Annotated in this window: 18 protein-coding genes; 11 read left to right on the top strand and 7 right to left on the bottom strand. The window is 63.0% G+C overall.

Going from position 1 to position 21,547, the window contains the following annotated elements:
- Nucleotides 1-4: 4 nt before the first annotated feature.
- Complete coding sequence (locus tag MMAR10_RS01810) at nt 5-601, bottom strand: helix-turn-helix domain-containing protein (protein ID WP_011642293.1); 597 nt, start codon at nt 599-601, stop codon at nt 5-7.
- A gap of 108 nt (nt 602-709) precedes the next feature.
- A complete protein-coding gene (locus MMAR10_RS01815) occupies nt 710-1,837 on the bottom strand; it encodes a hypothetical protein (protein WP_011642294.1) in 1,128 nt (375 codons plus the stop codon).
- Nucleotides 1,838-2,071: 234 nt separating this feature from the next.
- Here MMAR10_RS01815 and MMAR10_RS01820 point away from each other — a divergent pair, with 234 nt between their 5' ends.
- From MMAR10_RS01820 to MMAR10_RS01830, 3 genes are all read left to right on the top strand, one after another.
- Nucleotides 2,072-2,716: a helix-turn-helix domain-containing protein gene (locus MMAR10_RS01820; RefSeq protein WP_011642295.1), complete on the top strand. Its 645-nt coding sequence runs from the start codon at nt 2,072-2,074 to the stop codon at nt 2,714-2,716.
- A 3-nt stretch (nt 2,717-2,719) separates the two neighbouring features.
- Nucleotides 2,720-3,367, top strand: a complete 648-nt coding sequence (locus MMAR10_RS01825; RefSeq protein WP_011642296.1) for a helix-turn-helix domain-containing protein — start codon at nt 2,720-2,722, stop codon at nt 3,365-3,367.
- A 70-nt stretch (nt 3,368-3,437) separates the two neighbouring features.
- A complete protein-coding gene (locus tag MMAR10_RS01830; RefSeq protein ID WP_041636690.1) occupies nt 3,438-4,058 on the top strand; it encodes a helix-turn-helix domain-containing protein in 621 nt (206 codons plus the stop codon).
- A 57-nt stretch (nt 4,059-4,115) separates the two neighbouring features.
- On the opposite strand, the gene MMAR10_RS01835 is transcribed toward MMAR10_RS01830, so the two are convergent.
- Both MMAR10_RS01835 and MMAR10_RS01840 read right to left on the bottom strand, forming a co-directional pair.
- The gene (locus MMAR10_RS01835; RefSeq protein ID WP_011642298.1) at nt 4,116-4,556 is read right to left on the bottom strand and encodes a hypothetical protein; all 441 of its coding nucleotides are present in this window, start codon (nt 4,554-4,556) and stop codon (nt 4,116-4,118) included.
- 158 nt (nt 4,557-4,714) lie between these two features.
- Nucleotides 4,715-6,418 (bottom strand): M28 family metallopeptidase, encoded by a 1,704-nt coding sequence (locus tag MMAR10_RS01840; protein WP_011642299.1) that lies wholly within the window; start codon nt 6,416-6,418, stop codon nt 4,715-4,717.
- 274 nt (nt 6,419-6,692) lie between these two features.
- On the opposite strand from MMAR10_RS01840, the gene MMAR10_RS16625 reads away from it, so the two are divergent.
- Both MMAR10_RS16625 and MMAR10_RS01850 read left to right on the top strand, forming a co-directional pair.
- Nucleotides 6,693-8,357: a spinster family MFS transporter gene (locus MMAR10_RS16625; RefSeq protein ID WP_418904050.1), complete on the top strand. Its 1,665-nt coding sequence runs from the start codon at nt 6,693-6,695 to the stop codon at nt 8,355-8,357.
- A complete protein-coding gene (locus MMAR10_RS01850) occupies nt 8,357-9,229 on the top strand; it encodes an alpha/beta fold hydrolase (RefSeq protein WP_011642301.1) in 873 nt (290 codons plus the stop codon). The genes MMAR10_RS16625 and MMAR10_RS01850 overlap by 1 nt, the downstream gene beginning before the upstream one ends.
- Here MMAR10_RS01850 and MMAR10_RS01855 read toward each other — a convergent pair whose 3' ends face one another.
- Both MMAR10_RS01855 and kdsB read right to left on the bottom strand, forming a co-directional pair.
- Nucleotides 9,230-9,862 carry a histidine phosphatase family protein gene (locus MMAR10_RS01855; RefSeq protein WP_011642302.1) on the bottom strand — a complete coding sequence of 211 codons (633 nt, stop codon included), beginning with the start codon at nt 9,860-9,862 and terminating at the stop codon, nt 9,230-9,232.
- The gene (gene kdsB / locus MMAR10_RS01860) at nt 9,862-10,641 is read right to left on the bottom strand and encodes a 3-deoxy-manno-octulosonate cytidylyltransferase (protein ID WP_011642303.1); all 780 of its coding nucleotides are present in this window, start codon (nt 10,639-10,641) and stop codon (nt 9,862-9,864) included. The genes MMAR10_RS01855 and kdsB overlap by 1 nt, the downstream gene beginning before the upstream one ends.
- A 193-nt stretch (nt 10,642-10,834) precedes the next feature.
- On the opposite strand from kdsB, the gene MMAR10_RS01865 reads away from it, so the two are divergent.
- The 3 genes from MMAR10_RS01865 to argC are packed head-to-tail and all read left to right on the top strand — an operon-like array spanning nt 10,835 to nt 14,114.
- Nucleotides 10,835-11,848, top strand: a complete 1,014-nt coding sequence (locus MMAR10_RS01865) for an N-acetylornithine carbamoyltransferase (protein ID WP_011642304.1) — start codon at nt 10,835-10,837, stop codon at nt 11,846-11,848.
- Nucleotides 11,845-13,170 (top strand): acetylglutamate kinase, encoded by a 1,326-nt coding sequence (locus MMAR10_RS01870; protein ID WP_011642305.1) that lies wholly within the window; start codon nt 11,845-11,847, stop codon nt 13,168-13,170. Before MMAR10_RS01865 ends, MMAR10_RS01870 begins: the two co-directional genes overlap by 4 nt.
- Complete coding sequence (argC, locus tag MMAR10_RS01875; RefSeq protein WP_011642306.1) at nt 13,167-14,114, top strand: N-acetyl-gamma-glutamyl-phosphate reductase; 948 nt, start codon at nt 13,167-13,169, stop codon at nt 14,112-14,114. The genes MMAR10_RS01870 and argC overlap by 4 nt, the downstream gene beginning before the upstream one ends.
- Here the strand turns inward: argC and MMAR10_RS01880 are convergent.
- Nucleotides 14,093-15,673 (bottom strand): ArnT family glycosyltransferase, encoded by a 1,581-nt coding sequence (locus MMAR10_RS01880; protein WP_011642307.1) that lies wholly within the window; start codon nt 15,671-15,673, stop codon nt 14,093-14,095. The two genes, argC and MMAR10_RS01880, sit on opposite strands and share 22 nt — an antisense overlap.
- 324 nt (nt 15,674-15,997) lie before the next feature.
- Between MMAR10_RS01880 and MMAR10_RS01885 the strand changes: the two genes are divergently transcribed.
- The 3 genes from MMAR10_RS01885 (at nt 15,998) to MMAR10_RS01895 (ending at nt 21,547) form a co-directional block, all read left to right on the top strand.
- A complete protein-coding gene (locus tag MMAR10_RS01885; protein ID WP_011642308.1) occupies nt 15,998-19,198 on the top strand; it encodes a TonB-dependent receptor in 3,201 nt (1,066 codons plus the stop codon).
- A gap of 121 nt (nt 19,199-19,319) precedes the next feature.
- A complete protein-coding gene (locus tag MMAR10_RS01890) occupies nt 19,320-20,339 on the top strand; it encodes an agmatine deiminase family protein (RefSeq protein WP_011642309.1) in 1,020 nt (339 codons plus the stop codon).
- On the top strand, nt 20,336-21,547 hold the full coding sequence (locus tag MMAR10_RS01895; RefSeq protein ID WP_011642310.1) for a serine hydrolase domain-containing protein: 1,212 nt from the start codon (nt 20,336-20,338) through the stop codon (nt 21,545-21,547). The genes MMAR10_RS01890 and MMAR10_RS01895 overlap by 4 nt, the downstream gene beginning before the upstream one ends.

Here is a 21,547-nt window from a genome sequence, read left to right on the forward strand (position 1 = left end):
CCCGTCAGCTTTCGTTGAAACGGTCGATCCGTGGCGTCGCGTCATTGGCGGCGGCGCGTGCCGCCGGACTGTCTTCCAGGCCGGCCAGGGTGACATGGACGAAACTGGCACCCGTCTCGTCGCGGATTGGCGTGTAGCGCACCTGCCAGAACCGGTCCGAACGCTCACGGTCGACCCAGACGGCAGATGCGCCAAGAATGCTCCCATCATTGAGGCCTTCCCGCGCGAGTGCGTCGAGGTCACTGATCAGGCGGTCCAGGCCGGGCGTGGCGCGGACCTGTTTCGTGCCGGCCATGAAATCGCGTGTCATGCCAGTGCTGGCGGCCTCCACGATGGGGCCATCGGGACCGGTCTGCAGGAGGAGACAGGGGAAGGGGCTGTGATCGACCGTGGCGCGCAGATCATCGAACAGGGAGCGGGTGCGTGGATCTTCAGCCAGTTTCATGATGGCGGCCGCAACGGGTTCCGGCGGGAGGGCCAGGCCTGACTCGATCCGCGAAACATAGGTCTGGCTGATGCCGATGAGCTCGGCCAGGGAGCCCTGTTTCAACCGCAACCTAAGCCGAAGCGAGCGGACCGTTTTTGCCCAGTTGATATCCAAGACGGAATTCTAACCCCTTTAAATCTTGGACTATATTGCCGCTCCGCAAGGATGAATGAGCACTCATAAAATATGAATTATCCACGTCCAAACGGGTGATGGACAGGCCTAGAGGCCCAGGGCGCGAGCGACGTAGCCGGGCAGGTCAGACATCAGCTCGCCCAGTTCGCCTCTCGCCCAGGCGGGCAGGAAGATGGCGAGGATGACGCTGATCAGCAGGCCCAGGAAGGCGCGCAGCACGTCCGAGACCACATCCCACAGGGCGGCGAGTTTGGAGCGAAGGCCGGCAATATAGGCGATCGCGATTTCGCGGCCGGCCAGCATGCCCAGGAAGACCCAGGTCGTGCTCATCGGCACGTCATTGACCTCCTTGAAGATGTACAGGATGACCCCGTAGATCAGGTCGATCGCCGTCGCCGCGCGGATGTCGGTGGAGTTGGTCTTGGACAGGACGATCTTCTGGATTTCGCCGCCACGATTGCGGAATATGATGGCGTGCAGGGCCAGCATCACGGCGGTCGCAAACACCAGTAGCATTGGCGAGAAGGCCACCTGGGTCTGCATGACCGCGACCCCCTCCTGCATCAAGGGGAGGCCGGTGCTGTCGAGGACCGGGACCAGCTCGGTCGTGCGCGGCAGGAAGATGAAGATATTGGCCAGGTCCTGCATCAGCCACTGCGACCACAGGAAGGCTGTGGCGGCCCACTGGGCGACAAACCAGACAGGATGGTGAGGCTCGTCCTTGGTCCGGTCGATCCAGCGTTCGAATATCCGCGAGATGATCATGTAGACGAAGAAGGCAGCGCTGATTGCCACGATGTAGCCCAAGGCCGACTTGGTCAGCATTTTCGGCAGCACGCCCTCGGTATTGGCACCGCCGGTCAGCGCGAAAATGGTCAGGACCAGGAATGTCGTCGAGACCGGGATTCCGTAGCGGGTCAGGATCAGCAGGAAGAGCGGCGGAATGGCGTGCCACCACTGCACACCGCCTTCAGGGTAGGGCAGGGAATTCAGGCGCCCGAAGGCGATATCGCCATCGCTTCCGAAAAAGCCCCACAGCATCACCACTACGATGATCGAGCAGGCATAGGCCCACAACACCCACCAGGGACGTTTGGCGTTGGAGCTCAGGAATGTGCCCAAAGTCTGGATGGCGTCATTGGCGACGATGGAATAGGCGCCGATGAGAAATCCGAGAATCGAGAAGATCCATATCGTCGTGCTCAGATCGGCCATGTCCCGGACACCTTTTCAGTCGAAGCCCCGCGTCAGGTAGCAAGGAGACGAACAATCAATCAATCAACCAGGCACAGTCGCGAGGCTTTTTCATACAAGTGTCGCAAAGCATTGCGTGATTACGTCCGTTTGGTTGCTTTAAGCTTCAGTCTTCACAAACGGGTCAAAGGGCGTTATAAATTATAACCGCCGATGTACGGCACCGGCGCGCCCTCTCGATCAGGAGAAGCGCATATGCCCGCTCCTTTGCCGACCCTTGATGTCCAGACAATTCACTGGCCCTCGGTCATTCGCCACTACCGACTGTCCAAAGGCCTCAAACAGGCGGCCCTGGCCCATGATCTGGGCGTGACCCAGACCATGGTGTCGCGCTGGGAAGCCGCAGCGGCCGTGCCTTCCGTGCGCATCCAGGAACGCCTGTTCGACCTGTATTGGGCTTCCCAGACCTCGGTGTCCCGCGATGTATGGCTGGACCGTATCGGCCGGCACCCGGCTATTGTCGGCGTGATCAATGCCGCCGGCCGGATCATCCGGGCCAGTCGCGGATTCTGCCGCAGTCTTGACTGCGACCGCCACGGATTGGAAGGCCGCTATATTCATGAAGCCTTTGAAGGCGAGTGGCCGGAGCTTTATGACAGGCTCACATCATCGGGCCTGTTCGAAGGCCGGGTCTCGTCGGCGGAAAGCATCAACACGATGACCTATCTCGCTCTCGACGGCCGGTCCCGTTCGCGGCATGTCCATGGGCTGCATCGACCCAGCTTTCTGCCCGGGCCGGAGATCGTCTGGCTCCTGTCCGGCGCCGAAGTGTCCGAGCGTGTTCGGGACGATGTCCGCGCCCGCCTCGGTGGGAAGCTGATCATCCGCAAGGCCATCTAGATCATGGCGGACGCCGACCCAAAGTCGCAAGGCGATCGGAATGTCTGGCGCAACTTTCTGCGTCGCTATCGATTTACCCATAACGTCAAACAGGCCGCCCTGGCCGAGGACCTCGGTGTCACACAGGCGATGGTGTCACGCTGGGAGTCAGGCGCCGTCAGACCGGCGCCGGCAATGCAGGACCGCATCCTGGCCCTGGCGGGTTCGACCCAGGACATGGCATCCCCGCTGGTCGGCTGGCGCCATCACGTGACGGTCCAGCCTGGTCTCGCCGCGGTCATCAACCGGGAGAGCGTGATTGAAACGGCCAGTGTGGGTCTGGTGCGGGAGCTGGATCTGCCGCGCGCCAGGATCGAGGGTCAAAGCATTGACGCACTCTTCTCGGGAGATCTGATTGAGCTGCGCAACATTCTCATTGCCAAAGGTTTCTTTGACGGCGCGCTCGAAAGCGTTGAAAGTGCTGATGTGTATTGTTTTGCCAATACACATGGAAAACGCGATATTGGCCCAGTGCACGGACTGCACTGGCCGCACAGGGCCGAAGATGACCGGGTCTGCTGGATGCTGACCGGGGCACGTGTCAGCACGGCCGAGTTTGAAAGCCTGCGCCGGGAGTTGGGCGGGCAGGTCGAACTGAATGGGTCGAACTGAACGGGTCGAACTGACAGGGCGGGATTGAGCCCGCAAGGGGGACGGATTGGTTCACGATATCAAATTGTCGATGACGTCGAGCAAGGTGAACTGGCCGTCGGTGATCCGAAACTTCCGCATGTCGAAACGGCTCAAACAGGCAGCCCTCGCCGGCGATCTCGGCGTCACACAGGCCATGATCTCGCGCTGGGAGAATGGCGACAGCGAACCACCCGAGCGGATCAAGCGCCGCATGGCCGAACTGGTTCAGGACGCCTTCGTGATCGCGCCGGCGCCGACCTGGGTCGATCTGGTCTCGCTCAATCCGACCATCGAATTCGTCACCGACTCCATGGGCATGATCAAGGCCATCTCGCTGGGCGCGCTGGATCTGTTCGGCATCAAGCGCAACGAGATCGAGGGCCGCAATGTCCGCGATTTCCTGGGCGGTGACTTTTCGGCAGCGCTCGAGCAATTGCGGGCCGAGGGCATGTTCCAGAACAATCTCGCCTTTGCCCAGAGCATCGGCACGATGGAGGTGAATGTTTCGGCCGGCATGCAGTCCTTGCTGTGCGACTTCATCCACTGGCCCCGCATCTCCGAGGCCCGCACCGTCTATTGCATCCATTCCGGCGCAACGCTGGACGAAAAGCGCTATTCGGCGCGACTTGAAGAGCGCGGTGACAAGGTCGTGGTGCGCCGGACTTTCTGATCCGGCCCGGCATTCCTGTTCAAGGCGGGCCGGGAGCCGTGGCCTGGGCTCCGGCGGCTACTCCTCCGGTGGATTCAGGCCTACATAGGTCATTTCGACACCCAGATAGGCCTGGTTCGGGATCCAGCATGTCTTGTCGGACCGCTCGGTCATGTCGATGGTCTCCCCAACCACATAGTCCGGCCAGGCATCACAGTGGGCGTCTGACATAAAAGTCACGGAAACCGTCATCGCCCCGGTCGCGTGGTCAATGCTCCAGGTTCCGGGGAACTCTTCGCCTGCCAGTGAAAAATTCGCCATGCCGCCGCTGCTTCCCGACGTGCCCAAGCCGGGATCAGCGGGCATCAGCCGGGCCCAATCGTAGTCGCCTGCGGGCGTTCCGTCGTGGCTGATGGTGAAATACTCGCCCTGTGGCATGCGGACGTCCTGGGCATGGGCGGTCCCGGAAAGGCTGAGCCCGACCGCGGTCACAGCCAATGTGGCGCTGAAAATTTTCATTATTTGTCCCCTGAACAGCTTTTCCACTCGGGCAGGACGATAATGCGATTGGATTAATGTCCGGTTCCAGACAGGGCGCTGATGTCCGGGATATCTGCGCGATCAAAAAAAAAGGCGACCCGTCGGGCCGCCCTTCTCTCAGCCGGAGGTCCGGGGGACTACTCGCCCATCTGCGCGTCGCGCAGGGCGCGGAACTCATTGCCTTCATACCAGTTCGGCCAGTCATCCGAATTGGCCAGACGCGAGCCGACATTGAAGAACAGCGTCGTGTCCTCGACCATGCCTGACATGTCCCAGTCGGCTGAGTATTCATCAGCCGGGCCGTGATAGCGATTGTCACGGTAGTCCTCGCCGGCTGCCATACCGGCTTCGCTGCCACCCTCACGCAGGTCGAACCCGCCATCGGCATAGAGCATCGGCACGCCCTGCTTGGCGAGCGAGATATGGTCCGAACGATAGAAATAGCCCGCTTCCGGCGTCGGATCGGCGACGATGTAGCGATCCTGTTCGGCGGCGGCCGCGGTCAGCACGTCCTCCAGCTCGGACGCGCCGTGACCGACCACGACGACATCGCGCGACCGACCGGACGGCAGGATGGCGTCGATATTGATGCCGCCTACGGTCTGGCTATAGGGCACGATCGGGTTTTCACCATAATAGGCCGAACCCAGAAGGCCGGACTCCTCGGCGGTGACAGCCAGGATCATGACCGAGCGCTCGGGCGGATTGGCCGCGAAAGCTTCACCGATTTCGAGAATGGCCGCGGTGCCGGTCGCATTGTCGACGGCGCCGTTATAGATCCCGTCCTCGCCTTCGGGCACGTCGCGGATGCCGATATGGTCCCAATGCGCGGTGTAGAGCACGTACTCGTCCGGGCGCGTGGTGCCCGGCACGATGCCGACGACATTGCGGGAGTCCATTGTGCTGGCCGAATTGACCAGTGCGCCGGTGGCGGTGAGGCCGGTCATCGGCACGGCTTCAAAGCCCGGCTGGGCGGCCGCTGCGGTCAGCGTGTCGAAGTCGAGCCCGGCGAGGTCGAACATCTGGCGGGCCCGGTCTTCGGTGATCCAGCTTTCGATGTCCGCGAACGTGCCCTGACCCGGCTCGCGCGCCAGATCGAGCTGGGTGCCGGACCAGGACCCGGAGACCACGTTCCAGCCATAGGATGCGGGCGCCGTCTGGTGGATGAGGATGACACCGGCTGCGCCCTGACGGGCCGCTTCTTCATACTTGTAGGTCCAGCGGCCATAATAGGTCATGGCATTGCCGTTGAAGAGGCCGCTATCGGGATTGGCATAGCCGGGATCATTGACCAGCATGACGACGGTGCGGCCCTCGACATCGAGGCCGGCATAGTCGTCCCAGCCATATTCCGGTGCCACAACGCCATAGCCGACGAAGACCAGCTCACTGTCATTGATGGCGATATCGGCCGAGTTCAGCTTGGACCAGTAAACCACGTCCTCGCCCATGCTCAGGCCGAGCGGCTCGCCCTCGAAGGCGACGTCAAAGCTGGATTGTTCGGCGTCCAGGGTCACGGCGAGCAGGGAGACCGGCTGGAAATAGCTGCCCTCAAAACCCGGCTCCAGGCCGATCCTGGCCATTTCGTCGGCAATCCACTGGCTGGCGGCTATGCCGCCGGGTGTCGCCGGGGCGCGTCCTTCAAAACTGTCATCGGCCAGTATCGAGATACGATGGCGCAGATCGGCCTCGTTGATATCGACGCTGGTCGTGCTTTCGGTATGGCTGGCAGTGCTGTCCTCGGTCGGCGCGCTGGTCGCGTCGGTGCCGTTTTCACTGGCCGGCGTACAAGCGGCAATCGTCAGTCCGATCAGCGCTGCAGGAAATCCGGTATGTTTCATCTCAACCCCTATCAATTATTGGGCATTGCCCATTTTCTGTGCAACATCGTGCCTGCGTCGCAGCGCGCTGCAAACTAGCGCAGGCAGGCGCGGGATGGAAATCGGGTTTGACCAAACCTGAATGACCATTCATGTTCGCGTCGATGGAGAGCGACGCATCGCACGGTCGGACAACGACCGGCAGGCCTTGAGGGGAGAGATCATGGCGAGTGAAAACGGGGACGGCGCATCCAGCGCTGCAACGAAGACGGGCAAGGGCTATCGCAGTCTGGTGATGCTGCTCCTGTTTCTGGTCTACGCCTTCAACTTCCTGGATCGCCAGATCATTTCCATCCTCGCTATTCCGATCAAGGAAGATCTCGGCCTGAGCGATGAGCAGCTCGGCCTGCTCGGCGGTATCGCCTTTGCGGTTCTCTACTCGACGCTGGGCGTTCCGATCGCCTGGTTCGCTGACCGTATGAGCCGGACCTGGATCATGACCGCCGCGCTGACGGTGTGGAGTGGATTCACCGCGCTGTCAGGCTTCGCCCAGAACTTCACCCATCTCTTCCTGGCCCGGGTCGGTGTCGGCATTGGTGAAGCAGGTGGTGTCGCCCCGGCTTACACCATCATTGCGGACTATCATCCGCCCGCTGAACGCTCGCGTGCCTTGGCCATATACTCGCTGGGTATTCCGGTCGGCAGCGCCTTTGGCGTGATCGCCGGTTCGCAGATTGCCGGCGGCGGGATTTCCGACGCGCTGGACTGGCGCTCGGCCTTCTTCATTGTCGGTATCGCCGGCATCGTTCTGGCGCCGATCTTCAAGCTGGTGGTTCGCGAACCCAAGCGTGGCCAGTTTGACAGCGTGCCGACCAAGAAGGCAGAGGCGAAGCAGGAAGTCGGCGTCTACACCGACCAGAAGGCTCGCATCCTCTCAATGGCCGGTGCGGTGATATTCGCTCTGCCGAGCCTGCTTTCCATCTTCAACATCACTGTGTTCGGCGCGACGTCGCAGCAGTCGATTCTGCTTCTTTTGGCGGCAGCCGGTGTCGGCGCCGTGTCTGGCTGGATGGCCGGTCAGTGGGTCGCCCGGACGACCAGCCCGTTCATGCTGATGGTCGGTCTGGCAGTGTTGATGCCGCTCTCCGCTCTCGTTGCCTGGTTCGTTCCCGCCTTCGGAGGCGCCGGTCTGTCGACCGCTGCGGTTGGCTGGATGATCGGTCACGTTATCGTCGGAGCACTTATGGGTGCTTTCTTCGCCGCCTTCCGGGACTTCATGTCGCTGGCGCTGGAGAAACCCAGCTTCTGGCTGATGATCATGGGGGCCTCGGCCTCCTCGATGATGGGTTATGGCGTCTTCTTCTGGCTGCCATCCTTCTTCTCGCGCAGTTTCCAGCTCGGCCTGGTCGAGACCGGCTGGCTGTTTGGCGGCGTGCTGTTTGTGGCCGGTAGCCTGGGTATCTTCCTCGGCGGCGTGATGGGCGATGTGATGGGCAAGGCCAAACGGTCCGCCTTTGCGACCGTGCCCGCGATCGCCTTCCTGCTCAGCGCGCCGCTCTACTGGGCCGGGATCATGGCACCGTCGCCGATGATGGCGGTGATCATCCTGTTCATCCCGACCGCGCTCGGCCTGGCCTGGCTGGGACCGGTCCTGTCCGCCTTCCAGCACCTGATGCCGCCACACATGCGCACCAGTGCCTCCTCGGTCTTCCTGCTGATCAACAACCTGCTTGGCATTGGTGGCGGGGTCTATGTGCTCGGTCGTGTGTCGACCGTGCTGCAGCCCACCTTTGGTGATGGCTCGCTGCGGATCTCGATCGTGATCGGCGCCAGCCTCTATCTCGTCGCGGCCTTCTTCATGTTCTGGGCGTCGCGCTATCTGGCACGCGATTGGGAAGGCGATGGCGAGGCCGTGCCTGTCCCGCAAGCCGAACCGCCGACGGAGGCTGAACCGTCCTGATGACTGACGCGCACTTCACCGATCATTTCTTCGAGACTGCGGATGGTCCGCGCATTCACTGGCGCGACTATCCGGCCATGGGCAAGGAGGCCGGCCTGCCGGTCATCTGCCTGCACGGCCTGACCCGCAATGTCAGGGATTTCGAGGATTTCGCACCGATGGTCGCGGCAACCGGCCGGCGGGTGATTTCGATCTCCTCGCGCGGTCGCGGCCAGTCCGATCATGATCCGGTGGTCACGCGGTACCAGCCACCGACCTATGCCGGGGACGTGATGGCACTGCTGGCTTCGATCGGCCTGTCGCGGGCGGTCTTCGTCGGCACGTCGATGGGCGGGTTGATGACCTTCATCATCGCCAGCCTGCAGCCAAGCCTGGTCGCTGCCGCCGTGATCAATGATATCGGTCCGGAAATCGCCACCGAGGGGCTCGACCGGATCAAGTCGAATGTCTCCAGCCGTGATCCGGTGACCAGCTGGGCGGATGCCGCGGCGCGGACCCGACAGTCCAACCTCGCAGCCTTTCCCAAGCGTGATGGCGATGCCGCCTTCTGGGATGATTTCGCTCGCAAGACCTGGGTCGAGCGCGAGGATGGCAGTATCGCGTTGGCCTATGACGGGGCGCTGGTCGACCAGATGGAGGACGGCGGCGTATTGCCCGATCTCTGGTCCTTCTGGGCGCCCTTTGCCGACATCCCGACCCTGGTCGTGCGCGGTGGCATATCCGATCTGCTGACGCCGGCAACCGTGGCTGAGATGAAGCGCCGCAAGCCTGACCTGGCGACGGTCGAGGTGCCCGATGTCGGGCATGCGCCCTTCATCACCGAACCGGAAGCCTGGCAGGCCGTTGAAGCCTTCCTCGGACGGGTCGACTGATCAGCTGAAATGTCGGGCGATGAGGTCGGCGTCCGGCTTCTCGTTCCAGAACAGGCGCGATCCGGTCGTGCCGCCGAGTTCGGCGGCGCACAGATGGCCGGTCTTCACCTTGGCATTGCCGTCATCGCCGCTCAGTGCTGCGTGCATGTAGCGCAGGATACCGTTCGAGGTGATCACCAGCGCCAGGCCCCGGCTTGATGCCGCATCGGCCATGGCGGCGAGGGCGTTGGCCTTGAGTTCGGCATCAGACGGTGACCAGTCGACCCCGTCCGGGCGGGTGTGGCGCTTGTCCCAGCAATCCAGCGCCTCCTGGCCGAATTCGGCGACGATCTCGTCATTCGACTTGCCGCCCCAGGATCCGTAATCGATCTCGGTCAAGCGGGGGTCGATCTCGGACTGGCCGGCAAAGCCGGTCAGTCCGGCAACGATCTCGGCCGCGCGGCGGGTCCGCTTGAGCGGGCCGCAAATGAGCCGGGCAGGGGTGATGCCCGCCGCCTTGAGGGCCTCGCCCAGTGCGCGGGCTTGCGCCTCACCGCTTTCGACCAGAGGCAGGTCTTCCTTCGCCCCGACCCAGACCGGCGTGTCGCCGGGGCCGAATGTATTGCCATGGCGGGCGAGCAGGATCCGGCCCATCAGACCAGCTCGCCTTCAGCCGCGATGATGCCCTCGACCCGGACCGCGTCCTCGGGCGCATCCACCGACCAGGCCGAGCGGCCGCGATAATCGGTCAGCACGACACGGATCGGGATGCCGTTCTCCAGCGCCCGCAGCTGCTCCAGGCTCTCGGTCAGCTCAAACGGGGTCGGCTCCAGCGCCACCAGCCCTTCCAGCGTGTCACGGCGATAGCCGTACAGGCCAATATGCTGATAGGTCGGCGCGCCCTCATCCGGCTTGCGGCGGAAGGGGATGACATTCTTGGAGAAATACATCGCATCCATCGCCTTGTTGAAGACGACGGTGGTGCCCGAGGCTGACCCGTTCGCCTTGTCGGCGCGCATGCGGGCCTCGGTCTCGGGCGGCAGGGCGATGGCGGGTGTGGCCATTTGCAGCGACGGGTCGGCGCGCAGGGTTTCAGCGACACCGCCGATTACCCAGGGCGGGATCAATGGCGCGTCGCCCTGGACGTTGATGACGATATCGGCGTCGCTGTTCAGACGCTTCACCGCGTCCAGCGCCCGTTCGGTGCCGTTGCGACAGTCCGGATCGGTCATGACCGCTTCGCCGCCGGCGGCTGCGACCGCGTCCATGATCCGCTGATCGTCAGTGGCAACCACAACCCGGTCGACACCGGGCACTGCCGCGGCGATGCGCCAGACCCGTTCGATCATCATCTGTCCGGCAATCATCGCCAGCGGCTTGCCGGGAAAACGGGTCGATCCGTAACGGGCGGGAATGACGGCAAGAACGGACATCGGCGATCCTCACTTCGGGTGTTGTTCGGCTTGTTCCACACACGCGCTGCAATTTCCACTCCCGGCTTCAAGCTTGACGCGCCCGAATGCTGGAATTTTCCGTGCGTGAGCTGCACGGATGTCCTAGAGAGTGCGGGCGCGCCGTATGGCTTGCGCACAGATTTACCCCTCAAACCGCCAGCAAGGACCGGACATGCGCCATTTCCTTTCGACCGCAGATTGGACCCGCAACGAACTTCAGGGCCTGCTCGACCGAGCCAGCGCCTTCAAGTCCGGCACGGTCAGCCGATCACTCGAAGGCAAATCGGTGGCGCTGGTCTTTTTCAACCCGTCGCTGCGGACGCGGACCTCTTTTGATATCGGCACGCAACGCCTGGGCGGCCACGCCATCGTGCTCGACGCCAAGGGCGCGACCTGGCCGATGGAGTTCGGTGAGGGCGCCGTGATGGATGGCGACAAGGAAGAGCATGTCCGCGAGGCCGCGCGGGTGCTGTCCTCCTATGTCGACCTGATCGCCATCCGCTGCTTTCCCGAGTTCAAGGACTGGCAGTCCGAGCGCGAGGACCCGCTGATCGAGGCGTTCGCAAAGCACGCCACCGTGCCGGTCATCAACATGGAAACCATCGTCCATCCCTGTCAGGAGCTGGCGCACATGCTCGCCCTGCAGGAACGGATGGGACCGATTGCCGACAAGACCTATCTTTTGACCTGGGTGCCGCATCCCAAGCCGCTCAACACGGCTGTCGCCAACTCCTCCCTGCTGATCGCCTCGAAATTCGGTGCCAATGTCCGCATCCTGGTGCCCGACGAGGCCTATCGCCTGGATGAGCGCTACATGTCGGCGGCCGAGCGTTTCACGGCTGAGGGCGGTGGTTCGGTGTCGCTGATGACCGATGTCGAAGCGGCCTATGACGGCGCCGATGTGGTCTATGCCAAGAGCTGGGGCGCATTGCCGTTTTACGGCAATTGGGGCGATGAGGCCCCGCTTCGGGCCAAGGGCGCCGACTTCATGATCACGCCGGAAAAAATGGCCCTGACCAATAACGCCACCGTCAGTCACTGCCTGCCGATGCGCCGCAATGTGAAGATCGCTGACGCGGTGGTCGACAGTCCCGCCTTCATGGGCATTGAGGAGGCGGCCAATCGCCTGCCGGTGCAGATGGCGGTGATGGAAGCGCTCGCCGGGCAAGCGGGAGGCGCGGAATGAATCCGAATGCACCGGGCGTCCGCCAGACCATCGTCCAATTGCTGTCGCACATGCGCGACGGCAAGGAGATCCGTGAATACCTGCACCGCTTTTCCGGCATCGACCAGGAGCGCTTCGCCGTCATCAAGGTCGGCGGTGCGGTCATCCAGGACGACCTTCCGGGCCTCGCTTCGGCACTGGCCTTCCTGCAAACGGTCGGCCTGACACCGGTCGTCGTTCATGGCGGTGGTCCGCAACTCGACGCAGCGCTGGAAGCGGCGGATATCCCGACGGAGCGCGTTGATGGATTGCGCGTCACCCGCGACGAGGCGATCCCGATCATCCGGGATACGCTGACCCAGGCCAATCTGGCGCTGGTTGACGCGATCCGCGATGCCGGCGGCCGGGCTGCTGCCGTGCCGCGCGGCGTGTTCGAGGCCGATATCGTTGACGCGGACAAGCTGGGCCGGGTCGGTGAGCCGCGCCATATCCATCTCGATCTGGTCGGATCGGCGGCGCGCGCCGGGCAGGCGGCGATCCTGGCCTGCCTCGGCGAGACACCGGATGGCACGCTGGTCAATATCAATGCCGATGTTGCCGTGCGGGCGCTGGTCCACGCGCTGCAGCCCTACAAGGTCGTTTTCCTGACCGGCACCGGCGGCTTGCTGGACGAGGATGGCGACATCCTGTCCTCGATCAACCTGGCCACCGATTTCGGCGACCTGATGCAGGCCGACTGGGTCAATGGCGGGATGCGTCTGAAGCTGGAGGAGATCAAGCGCCTCCTCGACGATCTGCCACTGTCCTCATCGGTCTCGATCACCCGCCCGTCCGAACTGGCGCGCGAACTGTTCACCCATGCCGGGTCGGGCACGCTGATCCGCAGGGGCGAGCGGATTGTCGCCACCGATGACAAGTCGAGCCTCGATCTCGGGCGGCTGGATAATCTGGTCAAGGCCGCCTTCGGGCGTCCTGCCGTGGAAGGGTATTGGGACAGGTTGCGTGTCGACCGGGCCTTCGTCACCGAGAGCTATCGCGCCGCAGCGATCACGACGCGGCTGGATGGCTGGGTCTATCTCGACAAATTCGCCGTCCTCGACGATGCGCGCGGTGAGGGCTTGGGGCGGACGGTGTGGAACCGGCTGGTCGATTATGCACCGCAACTGATCTGGCGCTCGCGTACCAACAACCCGGTCAATGGCTTCTATTTTGAGGAATGTGACGGCGCGGTGCGGCGTGACGAGTGGACCGTGTTCTGGCGCGGCGAGATGGGTCCGGTCGAAGTGGCCGACGTGGTGGAAAAGGCCTTCGCCCTGCCGCCGACCCTTGAGGCGCCGCAATGAGCGCCCGGCGGGTCGGCTTGGTCGGCGCGCGCGGCCATACCGGACGGGAACTCCTGCGCCTGATCGGTGAGCGTGACGATCTGGACCTGGTCTTCGCCAGTTCGCGCGAGTGGGCCGGGCGGCCGGTCGCGGAGATGGCGCCGGAAATCACCAATGGTCTCGACTTTGAAGCCCTGTCACCGGACGATGTGGCAGCCCGCAAGGTCGACGCGGTCATCCTTGCCCTGCCCAATGGTGCGGCGGCTCCGTTCGTGGCGGCCATTGCCGACGATTGCGTGATCGTCGACCTGTCGGCCGATTATCGCTTCGACGAGGCCTGGACCTATGGCCTGCCGGAAATCTACGGGCGGGACAGCCTTATCGGTGCGCGGCGGATCGCCAATCCGGGCTGCTATGCGACCGCGGGCCAGCTGGCGATCGCGCCGCTGCGTGGTCAGCTCGACGGCGATGTCCATGTGTTCGGCGTGTCCGGTTATTCCGGTGCCGGCACCACGCCCTCGCGCAAGAATGACCCCGAAGCCCTGGCCGACAATCTCATGCCCTATGCGTTGAGCGGCCATCTGCACGAACAGGAAATGGCGCGTCATGCGGGCGAAACGGTCCGCTTCACCCCGCATGTGGCCGCCTTCTTCCGCGGCATTGTCGCGACCACGCACCTGACCCTGAAGACGGCCATGTCCGCAGACGCGGTCCGCGCGCTCTACGAGCAGGCCTATGCCGGTGAAGCGTTGATCCGGGTGATCGCCGACATCCCGGAAGTGCGCGATGGCGCGCGTCAGCCCGGTGCAGTGGTCGGCGGTTTCGCTGTGGGCGCGGACGGGCACCGCCTGGTCGTGGTCAGCGCGCTCGACAACCTGCTCAAGGGCGCAGCCGTGCAGGCGATGCAGAACCTGACACTGGCCCTGGGTCTGCCCGAAGGAAGCTACCGCCCCTCTCCGCTATAGCCGCGTGCGGGGGGCGCCTCATCCGACGCATCAAATGCCTGCCACCGGATTTCATAGGCCTCGTCGCGTTCGACCCGCTGATAGCCCTCGGCTTCCCACAGGGTGAAGTCACGCGTATAGGCGCCGTCCAGCGGTATGGCTAAGCGGCCGACCGCTTCAAACCTGTCGAAATCCTCACGCAGCCGCGGCACTTCGCGGGGCCGGTTCGAGATCACCAGCAGGCGACCGGCCTGATCCTCTGACAGGGGCCAGACATCCTCGGCGTGGTTGGTCGGTCCGGAATAGCGCAGCCACATGGCCATGCGGCCCTCCAGCTGCGGGGCATAGCGTTGCATCTGGTGGAAGGCATTGCGGTCGTCAAAGACGATCATCGCATAGTCATCAGACTCTGCCGCGGCGAGGATCTGTTCGGCGGTGACGTCCCAGGCGCGAATGCGCTTGGTCGCATCGGCTGCCCCGAGGGCAACCACGAGAGCCGGGCTGGCGGCCAGTGCAATGGCGATGATACCGATGACGGTGTGCAGTCCGATCGACCCGTACAACGCCCAGCGTCGCCATGTTGCACCGCGCAACAAAAACCCGACAACCAGCAAGGTCCCGGCAACATAGGTCGCGGCGGCCCAGTTGGCGTGAGCGCGTGAAATGAAGGCCTGAACAGCGACGACCGCCAGCGGCGGCACGGAATAGAGAACCAGCAGGCGCTGATCCGGATCGGCCCGCAGGAAGCTCGCGATGGTGAGACCGAAAATGGTCGCCAGAACACCGAATGTGACCGGGCCGAACACCCCGAGCTGGGCGGCCAGAAACTCGAATAATTCGCCGGGATGGAACAGGTCGCCGCCCCAATTGGCATTGGCGGCCGTATGGGTGACGGTCGCAAAGTCATTGGCCGCATTCCAGGCCAGGTTGGGGGCGAGAAGGGCCAGGAAAATGGCGAGGGCAGCCGCGCCGCGAAGGCCCAGCAAGGCCCGGCGCGTGGGTGCGTCAAAGAGGATGGCCAGACCGGTCGAGACCAGAAAATAGATCATCGCGTATTTTGACAGGAAGCCGAAGCCCAGGGCGACGCCCAACCCGATTGCGGCGCCCCATCCATGATCCGCCCGTAAACGGAGCAGGGCGTACAATCCGCCCGACCAGGCCACGAAAAGCACGGCATCAGTGGAGATCACGAAGCCTGACAGCCAGATGCCCGGCATGGTGAGATACAGGGCCGCCGTCCAGAAACCGGCCCGCTCATCCCACAACTGGCGCGCGCTCAGCATGAGGAAAGTCGCGGTTGCGGTATGCAGCAGGGTTGCCGGCAGGCGGATCGCGAAATCACTGTCGCCGAACAGGCCGGTCGACAGGCTGATCAGCCAGGCGATCATCGGTGGTTTGGAATAATAGCCCCAGTCGAACTGGCGCGACCAGACCCAGTATTGGGACTCGTCCTGATAGAGCGATACCGGGCTGATCGCGAGGGCGAGGATGCGGAGGACCGCGAAGCCGGCGATGAGCACGATTGCGGCGCGTGTCCAGTTGTCCCGACTCAGTGGAGACGCATTGAATGACTCGGGCATGATGGGTCCGGAAGGCTGCCAAAAAGTGTTACATTTTCGCCGCAGCCTATGCGCTTTTCGACTCCGACCGTAAAGGGCTGTGGGGATAAAAAAATGGAGCGAGATCTTCTGAAGGGGGCGGATTTTGAGGTTTTGTGCGGCTGCACACGCATATCTTGGGATTTGCTGCGGCTGCGAGCCTTCAACTTTATCGACTCCGGAACGTGCGCTGTCACAAAAGCTTCGCGCTGGTGTCTTGGAAAGTTCGACCGCCCGGCGTAGACGGCGCTTGCTTCGTACGGGGAACTCAATCCTCGCTCTTCGGTTTATCGGGGGACATGATCAATGTCTTTTACTAAGAAACTTTCTCTCGGCACGGCGGCCATCGCCCTGCTGGCTGCAGCTCCGGCTGCGGTTTACGCGCAGGAGACCACTGGTGGTGTCCGCGGTACTGTCAGCGCTGACGGCGCGCCGGTCTCTGGTGCATCGGTTGTTGTCACGCACGTGCCGTCTGGTTCCGTGTCTCGCGTGACGACGAGCGCCAACGGCGGGTTCAACGCCCGCGATCTGCGCGTCGGCGGTCCTTACACGGTCCGTGTTGATGCTGCTGGATATGGCAGCCAGATGGTCGAGGATGTCTACCTCGCGCTCGGCGCACCGGCCAACCTGCCGATCGTGCTGAATTCCGGCGCTGCCGACGTGATCGTCGTGACCGCGTCCGCCAGCATGTTCACCGACATCGAGACCGGCCCCGCGGCGCGTTTTACCGCTGATGACATCAACGGTCTGCCGTCGATCTCCCGCGACCCGCGCGACGTGGCTCGCCTGAGCACCTTCGCCAACCTGGATCCGGAAAACTCCGACGCGATCTCGCTCGCCGGCTCCAACAACCGCTACAACTCCTTCACCGTTGACGGCGTTGCGCAGAACGACCTGTTCGGTCTGAACTCCTCGGGCTTCCCGTCCGAGAACCGCGGACCGGTTTCCATCGACGCCCTGGCTGCTCTCTCGGTCGAGATCGCACCGTTCGACGTCCAGTATGGTGGCTTCACCGGCGGTACGATCAACGCCGTCACCCGCTCGGGCGACAACGACTTCCACGGTTCGCTCTACTATTTCCGCACCGATGACAGCCTGATCGGTGACAGCAGCCGCGGCCGCGCCATCAACTTCAGCGAATTTGCCGAAGAGACCCGCGGTGGCTGGCTGTCGGGCCCGATCATCGAGGATCGCCTGTTCTTCTTCGTGTCTTACGAAGAATTCGATCGCGCACAGCCGCTGTTCACTGGTCCGCTAGGCTCCGGTGCCCTGAATGAGCGCAGCGGCATCACTCAGGCTGACATCGATGAAATCATCAATATTGGTAATACGGTCTATGGTCTCAACCTGACCAACTTCCCGGATGCCAGCCTCGGCAGCCTTGACGAGAAGCTGCTGATCTCGCTCGACTGGAACATCAACGAAGATCACCGCGCCAAGCTGACCTACAACACCAATGATGGTGGCTCGGTCCAGGAGCGTTCGGACCGTGCGGACCTCGGCACGCCGTCGACCTGGTATAATCGCTCTGAAGCCACCGAGACGCTGTCCTTGCAGGTCTTCTCTGATTGGTCTGACAACTTCTCCACCGAACTGACCATCTCCCAGTCCACCCAAGACACCGGTCAGGACTCGGTTGACGGTTCCGATTTCGCCCAGATGGATATCGAGCTGGCAAGCGGCAGCGTTGTGTCGGTCGGCCCGGATTTCTTCCGTCACGCCAATGCGCTGGCCAATGAAACCTTCCAGTTCAAGCTGCGCGGCGAGTATGTCTACGACAACCACGTCATCTCTGGCGGCTATGAGCGTCGTACCCAGGACATCTTCAATCTTTTCGTTCCAGGTTCGGAAGGCTCCTATGACTTCGGTTCCGTCAATGACTTCCGGAACCAGGTTGCTGACAGCCTGTTTTACCAGAACGCAGTCACCAACGACGAAAACGATGGTGCAGCTGAATTCTCCTTCACGCTCGACACTCTTTACCTGCAAGACGAAATCGATGTCAGCGACCGCCTGACGGTGGCGTTCGGTGTTCGTTATGATCGCTACTCCACCGACGATGCTCCGACCGCCAACGCCAACTTCCTCGGCCGTTACGGTTACAGCAACGCCGGCACCATCGATGGTCTCGACGTGATCATGCCGCGCGCATCGTTCAACTACGAAGCTCCCTTCACCTATGATGCCAGCTTTGCTGACTTCTCGGTCACGGGCGTCACGCTGCGCGGTGGTATCGGCCGCTTCTCGGGCGGTAACCCGCTGGTCTGGATTTCCAACACCTACTCGAACAACGGCGTCAGCATCGACAGTGTCTTCGTCGGTGGCCCGATTGCCAATGTGGACGCCTTCAACGTCCCGGCTGGTGCCCAGGGCGCCCTGACGGCTGGCGACGGTTCGGTCAATGCGATCGCCCCGGGCTTCGACATCCCGTCGACGCTTCGCGCCTCGCTGGGTGCGGACGTCATGTTCGACATGTTCGACAGTAACGACTGGATGTTCACCGTGGAATACCTCCACGACGAGCAGGCCAACGCGCCGTTCTGGTATGATGCCAACTGCCCGGCCGCTGGAACATCGCCGGTTGATGGACGTCCGATCTATAACTGTAACACCGACCGCCAGGATATCGTCCTGACGAGCGTTGACATGGGTCAGTCCGACATCTGGTCGTTCGAACTCGAGAAGGATTTCGATAACGCGATCTCCTTCTGGTTCGGCTACACCAACCAGAATGTTGAAGATGCCCACTCCGGTACGTCCTCGACGGCTACGTCGAACTACTCGGATTACGCGTCTTTCGATCGTCAGAACGCCCGGGTTTCGACGTCCAACTACGAGATTCAGCATGACTTCAAGCTGCGTCTGGGTTGGTCTCATGCCTTCTACGAAGACTATGAGACCCGCGTCGAGATGTTCGTGAACCACCGTTCCGGCCGTCACTTCAGCTACACCTATGACTACTCGAACGGCGATGCGAACCAGTACCGCAACCAGTCGCCCTTCGGTATTCACGAGAGTGCCGCTGACGACGAGGGAACGCTGCTCTACGTGCCGATGACCGATGGCACGGGCAATGTGACACTCACGTCCGACCCGCTGATCAACTATACGGCGGGCTTCGACATCACCGGGTTCAACGAGTACCTGCAGCGTACCGGTCTGATCAATTACGCGGGCGAAATTGCCCCGCGTAACGGTTTTGACAGCCCGTGGTCGACCCGTGTCGACATGCGCTTCCAGCAGGAAATCCCGGCCTTCTTCCCGGCCGCGGCTCGCGGTGTCTTCTACATGGACATCGAGAATTTCGGTAACCTGTTGAACGACAATTGGGGTCGCTTTGAGCAGGTCGGCTACGAGTACTTCCAGCCGGTCGTCGAGATCGACAATATCGACCCGGTTTCCGGCGCCTACCTGTATGACGACTTCCGCGGTGACGCGGCCTCCGAAACGCGTGTCTCCACGTCTTCGGTCTGGCAGGTCCAGTTCGGCGTGCGCTACCAGTTCTAACCGACAGGTAGTTCACGAAGTGATTGGAAGGGCGGCCCTCGGGCCGCCCTTCTTTTTTGCCCGGGCGCCACGGCTTTTTTGCCGCTCGCCAAGTCCCTGGCTGCATGATAGATGCGCGGCCATGACGAAAGAGCTTCCCCACGAAACCGCCCGCCAGTCGCGACTGTTCACCTGTTGGCCGTCCGATGCCGACTTGTGGGAAGACAATCTGCAGCCGGCCCAGGCCGAGTTCGCGGCCTTCCTGACGGCGGTCACTGAACCTTCGGCGACCGGTGGGACGGTGGCTCTGACCGTGCTGGCCGCGACAGACCAGGCCGAGGCTTCCGCCAGGCAGGCACTGGGCGAGCGGGCGACCATTGTCCGCGCGGCGTTCGGCGACGTCTGGGCCCGTGATACCGGGCCTGTCTTCCTGCGTGACCGCGGCGAGGCAGTGGCCGTCCGTTTCCGCTTCAATGGCTGGGGCGGCAAGTATGAACTGCCGGGCGATGATACGGTCGGCGGCGTGATCGCCAGGCTGGCCGGGGCCACCGAACGCCGTGTCGATCTGGTCGCCGAAGGCGGGGCGCTGGAGTTTGACGGCGAGGGCACGCTGCTGACCACGCGCCAATGCCTGCTCAATGAGAATCGCAATCCGGGTCGCAGCGAGGCCGAGGTCGAAGCCGTGCTCAAACAGGCGCTCGGCGTCGAAACAGTGCTGTGGATTGATGAGGGCCTGCTGGCCGACCACACCGATGGCCATGTCGACAATATCGCCCGTTTCGCCGCGCCCGGCGTGGTGGTCTGCCAGAGCCCGTGGGGCGATGATGACCCCCAGGCCGAAGCGTTGGAGGCGATCGCGGCCCAGCTGGCGGAAATGACGGATGCCAGGGGAAGGCGTCTGGATGTGCGTCGCATCCCGTCCCCCGGCCGCATTGATCTGGGCGATGGTGACATCGTGCCGGCCAGTCACATGAACTGGGTCATCGGCCCGCGTCATGTCGTTGTCCCGGTTTATGATCAGACAGCCGGTGACGCGGCCGTGGCGGCCTTGCGTGATATTTTCCCGCACCATGAGGTGGTCGGCTCGCCATCGCGTGCCATACTCACCGGCGGAGGGGCATTTCACTGTGTGACCTGTCACCAAGCCGGAGAGCTGGATTGATCCGAACCGTTCTGACCGCCGCGTTCAGCCTGACCCTGTCTGCCCTTGCGGGTGCGCAGACATCCGAGGCGATTGTCTCCCAACCGTCTGCCCCGCAGCCGTCGCCAAGCGGCCTCGCAGATGCGCGTACGGCCTATCCCTATCTCGACAGTCTGGAAGCCCGTCTCGACGGTGCGATGTCGGACCGACGCATTGTCGGCCTGGTCGCGGCTGTGATCGAGCAGGGCGAGCCCGTCTTCGTCTACACGCATGGCGAAACCGTCGCCGGCAGTGGCGATGCGGTGACCCGCGAAACCCTGTTTCGGGCCGCCTCTGTCTCCAAGACCTTCACGGGCACCTTGCTCGGCATGCTGGAAGCGGACGGGGTGATCGACCTCGCCGCGCCGGTGCCCGGTGATGTCCTGCGTCTGCAAGGCAGCCGCCAGCCGACGCTGGAGGAAATCGCCAGCCACCGCACCGGCCTGCCACCCAATGCCTATGACCTGGACCTGGAAGCCGGGCAGTCACCGGCCCGCATCCGGAACCGGCTGGCTTCGGTCGATCTTCTGTGTCCGGTCGGCGATTGCTACACCTATCAGAACATCGCCTTCTCGGCGCTCGAGACCGTGGTCGCTGATGCGACCGGCGAGGACTTCTCCCAGACCTTGCGCGCCCGCCTGCTGGAACCGCTTGGCCTTCCGGCGGCGTCTGTCGGAACCGCGGCGCTGACGGCCTCTCCATCCTGGGCCCGTCCGCACAGTGGCTGGCGGCGGGTGATCAATATCGCGGGCGATCCGGAGACGCCCTATGATCGCATTCCCTCGGCCTCCGGTCTCAACCTGTCGCTGGACGACATGATCGTCTGGGCGCAATTGCAACTGGGCACCCGGCCCGGCCTGTCCGACACGGTGCGCGGCCGGATCCATGCACCGCTGACCGTGACCCTGCGCGAGACCCGCCGCCTGGGTGATCTGCGCCAGCGGGTCGACCAGACCTGGTACGGGCTGGGCTGGCGGATCTATGACTGGGAGGGGCGGACCCTGGTCCTCCACTCCGGCTATCTGTCCGGCTATGGCGCGCAGATCGTGCTTGAACCGGAGACCGGTTTCGCCTTTGTAGCGCTCTGGAATTCCGATAACCGGCCAGCCTGGTGGCTGTGGCCGACGGTGATGGATCTACGCACGGGCAATGGTACGGGCAGCTGGCTCGACCGTTTCGAAGAGGACTGA

The sequence above is a fragment of the Maricaulis maris MCS10 genome, from assembly GCF_000014745.1.
GTDB lineage: Bacteria > Pseudomonadota > Alphaproteobacteria > Caulobacterales > Maricaulaceae > Maricaulis > Maricaulis maris_A.